At 58.2% G+C, this 938-nt stretch carries 2 protein-coding genes and 1 pseudogene; 2 read left to right on the top strand and 1 reads right to left on the bottom strand.

The window, feature by feature from the left end; all coding sequences use genetic code 11:
- Positions 1 to 214 precede the first annotated feature (214 nt).
- Both relB and AC07X6_RS28540 read left to right on the top strand, forming a co-directional pair.
- The gene (gene relB, locus AC07X6_RS28545) at positions 215 to 418 is read left to right on the top strand and encodes a type II toxin-antitoxin system RelB family antitoxin (RefSeq protein WP_494793222.1); all 204 of its coding nucleotides are present in this window, start codon (positions 215 to 217) and stop codon (positions 416 to 418) included.
- Between the two features lie 78 nt (positions 419 to 496).
- Positions 497 to 667 (top strand): type II toxin-antitoxin system RelE/ParE family toxin, encoded by a 171-nt coding sequence (locus AC07X6_RS28540; RefSeq protein WP_494793221.1) that lies wholly within the window; start codon positions 497 to 499, stop codon positions 665 to 667.
- Between the two features lie 30 nt (positions 668 to 697).
- Here the strand turns inward: AC07X6_RS28540 and AC07X6_RS28535 are convergent.
- Positions 698 to 938, bottom strand: a pseudogene (locus AC07X6_RS28535) (acyltransferase family protein); the annotation flags it as partial.

Here is a 938-nt window from a genome sequence, read left to right as displayed (position 1 = left end):
GTTAGCTCAGCTGGTAGAGCAGCGGACTTTTAATCCGTTGGTCGCAGGTTCGAATCCCGCACGGCCTACCAAATACTATGAAGAAGCCAACCGTTCGCGGTTGGCTTTTTTGTTTTGGGCAGCATCGCCTGCGCGGGATGCGATCGCTGACGCAAATCAAACACCCTGCCACCTGCGATGCACCCCTGTTGAACTGTCGTATAATCAGAAAATCATGAACGGCCCCCTATCCTCGACCACGTCCGCATTTGAGACAGCGGAAGCCGCCGAAACCTATGAGCACTGGTTTCGCGCCAAGGTATTGGCGTCGCTAAATGATGACCGCCCTGCCCGCCCACATGACACTGTCATGGCGCAACTGAAAAAAATCGTCGCAGCCCAGCCTGATGACCATGCTGCCGATTCTATGGAAGGCTGAAGCGCAGGAAGATTTGACCGCGATCCTCACTTACATCGCGCAGCGCAACCGGCCAGCAGCACTCAGCTTTACAACGACATCGACAACGCGATCTCCCAACTTCCCCATCACCCTCAGTTATGCCGGCCTGGAAGAGTTGCAGGCACGCGCGAACTGGTTGCCCACCCAAACTATGTCGTCGTATATCGCGTTGAAGCAAGCGCAATAGAAATTCTTGCCGTCATGCATACACGGCAACTCTATCCCTGAGTCCCCTCCCCGCATATCGAAAACCGGTCGTTAACGCGACGCCAGCGCCTGCCTCCCGGCCAGATGCGCCACCACACTCCCCATCACCCGCCCCAGCGGCACCTCCACCCAGCGGTAAAACGCGGCGCCGGCCGCCAGGCTGGCGCCCCAGGCCGTCAGCATGCCCAGCGCTTGCCACTCGGGCTCGAGCGGCACATAGGCAATAAATAAAGCATTCACCAGCAGGCTGACGGGAAAGTGGACGAGGAACACGGCATACGAGATGCGGCCC

This window comes from Janthinobacterium sp. GW460-12-1-14-LB5 (assembly GCF_059423585.1).
Note: the sequence above shows the minus strand (reverse complement) of the source record. Positions and strands in the feature narration are given on the sequence as shown.